Raw genomic sequence first — 5,934 nt, forward strand, 5'->3', positions numbered from 1 at the left:
AAAACTCCTTACACTCACATTAACTGGCGGTGAACCTTTTATGCGGGAAGATTTTTCTGAAGTTTTCCAGGAAGTACTCAAGCGCCCCTTCCGCGTGAATATCAATACAAACGCTACTCTAATTACAGATGAAACAGCAGAATTGCTTGCAGACTCAATGCCCAGGCTCGATACAGTAATGGTAAGTCTGGATGGAGATTCTCCTGCAACGCATGATACTATCAGAGGTAAAGGTGTATTTGAGAAGACAATGGAAGGCGTTAGAATATTGAATAGTGCACAAGTACCAATTGTCTTCTACTGTACTGTAAACTCCCTGAACATTGACAGGATCGAACAGACAGCTGAACTTGCAGCCGAATATGGAAATAGCATTAAATTCAACACTTTTATTGATTCAGGACCAGATACGGATTCAGAACTCAACCCAAAACCAGATCAAATATTTAAAGCAGGCAGTTCTATCCTTGAAGCGGCAAGAGAACAGCTAGGTAAAGTTAGTGGTACACTCTTGGAATTGGCTGTTCAGGCTGTAATGGTCAGAAACGGAAAAGCCAAACAGTTCACATCAAAAAGAGTTTGCGGCGCAATCAGCGGCAAGATCGCTGTTTTCCCCGATGGTACAGTTACACCCTGCGATCATCTGCCGGATATGAATCTTGGAAACCTTTTAAATACTGATCTGGAAGAAATCCTAACAGGGAAAAATGCTGAGTATTTCAAGAGAGTTACAGCCTTGCGAAGATGGCCATGGGTTGAGTGTAAAACATGTGAGTATCACGATTACTGCAGCGGTCCATGCCCTGCCGGCGCACCAATTGAAGGTGCATCAAAGGAAAAATTCTCTCTATTTTGTCTAAAGAATTATCTAAGGGAACAATAATGGATACTCCACCGCTTCGACATCTATATGTTAATCCTGTTGGACAATGTAATCTCGCATGTAAACACTGCTGGATCTCTCCAGATCTGTCTTCTACTCCATTTAAAACAAGAAACAGACTTGAAAGTGAATTTACTCCAGGTCAGTTTACCAGCCTCCTTGATCAAGCAGCAGAACTCGGTTTGAAAAACATCAAGTTCACAGGCGGAGAACCGTTGCTGAGATCTGATTTCCCTGAATTATATAGAATTACCGCGGAGTATCCCTCAGAAAAACTGATAATTGATATCGAAACAAATGGTACGCTTGTTCCGGATGGACTCTGGGAAGCGTTTGAAAAGCATCCACCAAGACAGGTTGCTGTGAGCCTTGACAGTATTCATGAAGAGGAACATGACAGTTTCCGGAATACTCCAGGAGCCTGGGCAAGAACAGTACGTTTCATCAAAAAGCTTATTAAAAGAAAAATCAATACTCAGGTGATTATGTCCACTGCAGAACTGAAAGTAGAACCAGTCTTGCGTATGGCTCTATTTTGCCAGGAAAAAGGAGTTTCCAGCCTAAAAATAAACCCTGTTCAACCCATTGGACGGGGTAAGAACATTTCAGTTTCATCAAAAAACATTGAGAAGCTTCTTCAATTTACGAGTGAGATCCACAGCAAGTGTGGTTCTTCCGTTTCTGTTGACATTCCAATGGCTTTTAAGCGACTTGATCGTATAAAAGGTACAGGCTCATGCCCTATTCATACTCTGCTCGGAGTATTACCTGATGGTGGGATTTCCTTCTGCGGAATTGGATTCTCGTGCAGTTCACTTATCATGGGAAACTTTCTGAGAGATGATCTTTGTGAAATCTGGGAGAACTCGGATCTGCTCCGGAAACTTCGAACTGAAGTACCTGCCCGATTTGAAGGTATCTGCGGCAACTGTATACATGTGAATACATGCTTGGGAAACTGTATAATGCAGAATTACTACATAACAGGAAAATTCAATTCATCCTATTGGATATGCCAGAGAGCAGATGAAGCGGGAGTTTTTCCTTCTACAAGAAAAATCAATCCGGATGCGTAAATCAATCCTGCGAATCCAGTCCAGAGCAGTCAGAGGCAGAGGAGCAGTCCTTCATGCATCCGCAATTGTATTTAGGCAGCGTGGGATTCTATTTCTTGCTCCTTCCGGCGGAGGTAAAAGCACAGCAGCTGCTATTCTTGGAAACAGTGGGCTTGAAGTTCTTGGTGATGACAGCACTGTTGTTTCAAAGGGTACCGACGGGATATGGAGAGTTATTTCATGCGCAAGCTGGAAATGGCAATCCGGGAAACACCATGAGCCTGTTAAGCTCGGATCACTTGTTTTTCTTGAAAAGGGTTATCCTGAATTACTTGAGCGAATCACTCCATTATATGCATCATACAGAATACTCAACAGGAACCAGCTTATGGCGTACCTTGATCTTCTAGGAGACGAACGATCTCCACTGAGAGCTTCTATAATGGAGATATGCAGAAGTTTTCCCTCATATATCCTCAGATATTCAAAGGCAGAGGTTCTGAGAGATCTAATAGACGGAATTGAATATTGAATTTCACCAGTGAAAAAGATGGAGTCCTTTACGGATATGTTAAAGGCACTTCCATGTGGCCGGAGTTAATTCCGGGTGATATTCTCAAAGCTATAAGAGTTCTACCTGATGATCTGAACCCTGATGAAATAATTGTATTGGATTACAGAAGAGATAACCCGGTGGTACACAGGATAACTACTATAAAAGAAGTATCAAACAGTAATATTGAACTTCACACAGCTGGTGACAGAGGTGGTGCTGATCCCCCTTCTCTAATATTCAGGAATGAGGAACTGTTAAGGGTTATCGGTGTTTTAAGAAAAGGGATATGGAAAACTCCAGGCAGAAGACCTTATCCACTGGCTTCAGTAATCCCAGGTATTATCTTAAGAGTTCACTGCAAACTTGTAAGAAAGCTCTTCTGGTAAACTACTTGACAATATTAGACAAACAATGCAGTAATAGCATGTATGAATTGAATAAACAGGGAAGGTGAATAATGAATAGATTTCCTGAGATCTATGCAAAACCAGAATTGATTCCGCTTGATGAGGGTCTGAACCGAGGCTGGTCAGCATCTTGTCCTGGTGGTCATGAACCAACAACTAGTTGTAACCCAGGTGCAGCATTCGCCAAAGGCAGCGACGGTTTCATCGATCCGGAGATTCTTCAGCAAGGGCTTTAATCAAATAGTGACAGGCACTATTTAGATTCAACTGTAGGTGATGGTCTGGTATAGAGCAGGCCATCATTTCTTTTAAATATAGTTGTAGGCGCTGGCCTGGATGGTGTACATCTCGCGGTACATTCCACTGTTCCCCATAAGTTCCTGATGTGTTCCCTGTTCTATGATCCTGCCTTTATGAAGTACGGCGATTCTGTCAGCCGTTCGCACAGTGGAAAATCTGTGTGAGATGATGATAGAGGTTCTTCCTGTCATAAGTTCTCTGAACCGCTGAAACAATTCATGCTCCGATCTGGCATCCAGTGCGCTGGTCGGCTCGTCAAGAATCACAATCGGAGTATTTCGGATGAATGCTCTTGCAAGCGCGATCTTCTGCCATTCACCGATGGAAAGTTCCTTTCCTCCTTTGAACCACCTGCCCAGAACAGTATCGTAACCATCCGGGAGGTTCGAGATAAGGCTGTCTGCTCCCGCCATTTCTGCTGCCTGTCGAATGACTTCTTCATCCGGAGTGCGGTGAATATCACCCAGACTTATGTTCTGCCCGGCTGTGAGGTGGTACCTTGCGTAATCCTGGAAAATCACACTTATATGTTCGCGGAGTTCTTCTATTCTGAAATCTTTCAGAGATATTCCATCAATGTCGATTGAACCTGAATCAGGATCGTAGAGTCTGCATAGCAGTTTTACCAGTGTTGTTTTTCCGGAGCCGTTCTCTCCGACCAGAGCAAGCATTTCTCCCTGTTTGATTGTGAGAGAAATATCCTCAAGAGCCTTTTTGTTGCCGGAAGGGTATCCGAAACTTAAATGATCAAAGACAATTCCCTCGCTGATAGATGAGGGAAACGGTCTCGGTTCGGGCGGATCAACAACGGATGGCATGATATCAAGGAAATCGAAAAGATTTGAGAGAAACAGGTTTCCCTCGTAAAGCCCGGCCAGGCTGCCAAGCAACTCCCTGAGATATCCCAGCCCCTTCTGGAAAGCCTGAAAGTACATCACCATGCCGCCGATGGTTATAAGACCGCTGAAAGCCTGCCATGCTATGAACGCGAATGAGCCGTAGACCAGTATGGTTGCTACTGCCTGGGTACCCAGATCAGCAGCGGCCTTCCTTCTTGCTATACCGAGCATCTCTTCTCTGAGGATGCTTCTCAAATCCCTGTATCTTTTTCTGAAGTGCTCTCCCAGGCCGAACAGACGCAGTTCCTTGGCGTGTCCGACAGAGGTTATGAGCCAGTGTTTGTACCATGCCCTGCGTTCGGTCTCCGTTCGTTTGCGCTGCCATTTCCATGTGATTCTCGAGAACTTGAGCTTCACAAACACTCCGGGCAGCGCGGCAGCAACAAGAACAACAGCAACAATCCAGTGGAATGACAGAAGCAGACCGACCATAGCCAGCAGTGAAACACTGCCCTGAGCCATCCTGATCAGATCGTTGACAATACTTGTGGGCCTGGATGGCGCTTCTCTCTGTGCCCTGTGAAGAGTGTCGTAGAAACGTGAATCTTCGTAATATGCCAGGTCAACACCGATGGATTTCTCGTGAAGTATATCCTGCATGTAATCCGTAACAACTCGTGTCTGAGCCTGTTCCACAAATCCAGCAAAAGCTTTTACAACAGCGATCAGGAGTACGATAGCACCCATAATTCCTATAAGCAGGCCAATATGAGTGAAAGAAGAGGTTTCCCCTCCCGATATAGCCTTCTCGACGGAATCAATAAGTAGCTTCATCAGGTAGAGAGGAATAAGGGGAAGCAGTCCCTGAAGAAGAGTAAGCAGAAGATTGGCAATTGTTAATCCTCGGCTGCTTCTCCAGACCAGGGATACCGCTCTTCCGAGCATCAGTCTCTTTTGATCAGATTCGGTTTTCATTGATGTAATCTACACCGCACGTATGACAGATACCAATATACGACTGGTAATATCCCCCTGATGAATGTATCAATTGAGCTGTATGAAAAACAATGTTCAACCCGACGCTATAACTGAAGCAGCCTGCAGGTGGCTCCTGTCCGGAGGTGTACCCGGAGCATACACAGGACCTGACCCTGGCCCCGCTCATGGTCTTTCGCCTCTTCTCGCAAAAGAGATGGGGCGAAAGAATATAAGCCTCTTAGCGGCGGCGGCATGGTTCCGTCAGGAACAGACCATCAGACCGGTTCTGGAACGTATTTCCAGAGAGAACACTGAAGTATGGGCTGTAAAGGGCTTCGATCTGGCTCGCAGCGTATATCCGTTCCCCGGTTCAAGACCGATGGCCGATGCTGACCTGTTCGTGGAGAAAAAATACCGGCATAGGATTTTGAGTACTTTTGAACAGTCCGGCTGGTCAAAAGGGTCTCCTGGAGACGGTGTTTTCAATGCAGGTATTGTATCCGAGATGAAAATGTACAGGCATGTCGCTATGGTTGAACTGCATACTCACATTTTCTACTTCCCCGCGACCTTTCCAGGAAAACTACCAGCAGATCTGTTCGAAAACGGCAGGCCTCTTGAACCTGGACTGAAGGGATTCGCCTGGCACAACGCCCTGCTTCTTGTACTTATTCATATGCTGACAAACTGTGAAATGCGCCCCGTATGGTGGGTGGACACATGCCTGCTGTGCAGAAAGGTCTCAGAAGCTGGAACCTGGAATAGATTTGCATGGAATGCCTCTGAAACAAATCTGGGAAGTTCACTCGCATCTCTTCTTGTTACCGCTGTCAATGCTCTGGAAGCCCCGGTTCCAACAAGAGTGATTGAAGTGTTAAACAGAGATGACAGTGGTAGAGAAAATATTGTTGAAAAA

The 5,934-nt window shown here is 45.2% G+C and carries 7 protein-coding genes; 6 read left to right on the forward strand and 1 reads right to left on the reverse strand.

The features are described from left to right. The 5 genes from K8R76_06380 to K8R76_06400 form a co-directional block, all read left to right on the forward strand. Positions 1–883 (forward strand): radical SAM protein (locus K8R76_06380; protein MCD4847799.1); only part of this gene is annotated, 883 nt, incomplete at its 5' end. Further along, positions 883–1,959: a radical SAM protein gene (locus tag K8R76_06385; protein ID MCD4847800.1), complete on the forward strand. Its 1,077-nt coding sequence runs from the start codon at positions 883–885 to the stop codon at positions 1,957–1,959. The genes K8R76_06380 and K8R76_06385, both read left to right, overlap by 1 nt. Then, a complete protein-coding gene (locus K8R76_06390; GenBank protein MCD4847801.1) occupies positions 1,952–2,470 on the forward strand; it encodes a hypothetical protein in 519 nt (172 codons plus the stop codon). The genes K8R76_06385 and K8R76_06390 overlap by 8 nt, the downstream gene beginning before the upstream one ends. Next, on the forward strand, positions 2,467–2,880 hold the full coding sequence (locus K8R76_06395) for a S24/S26 family peptidase (protein ID MCD4847802.1): 414 nt from the start codon (positions 2,467–2,469) through the stop codon (positions 2,878–2,880). Before K8R76_06390 ends, K8R76_06395 begins: the two co-directional genes overlap by 4 nt. 71 nt (positions 2,881–2,951) lie before the next feature. Continuing rightward, positions 2,952–3,137, forward strand: coding sequence for a hypothetical protein (locus K8R76_06400; protein MCD4847803.1), 186 nt, complete (start codon positions 2,952–2,954; stop codon positions 3,135–3,137). Between the two features lie 72 nt (positions 3,138–3,209). Here K8R76_06400 and K8R76_06405 read toward each other — a convergent pair whose 3' ends face one another. Beyond that, the gene (locus K8R76_06405) at positions 3,210–5,015 is read right to left on the reverse strand and encodes an ABC transporter ATP-binding protein/permease (protein MCD4847804.1); all 1,806 of its coding nucleotides are present in this window, start codon (positions 5,013–5,015) and stop codon (positions 3,210–3,212) included. A gap of 73 nt (positions 5,016–5,088) precedes the next feature. On the opposite strand from K8R76_06405, the gene K8R76_06410 reads away from it, so the two are divergent. Then, a partial coding sequence (locus tag K8R76_06410) for a nucleotidyltransferase family protein (GenBank protein MCD4847805.1) occupies positions 5,089–5,934 on the forward strand: 846 nt, incomplete at its 3' end.

The organism is Candidatus Aegiribacteria sp. (assembly GCA_021108435.1).
Classification (GTDB): Bacteria; Fermentibacterota; Fermentibacteria; order Fermentibacterales; family JCC-6; genus Aegiribacteria.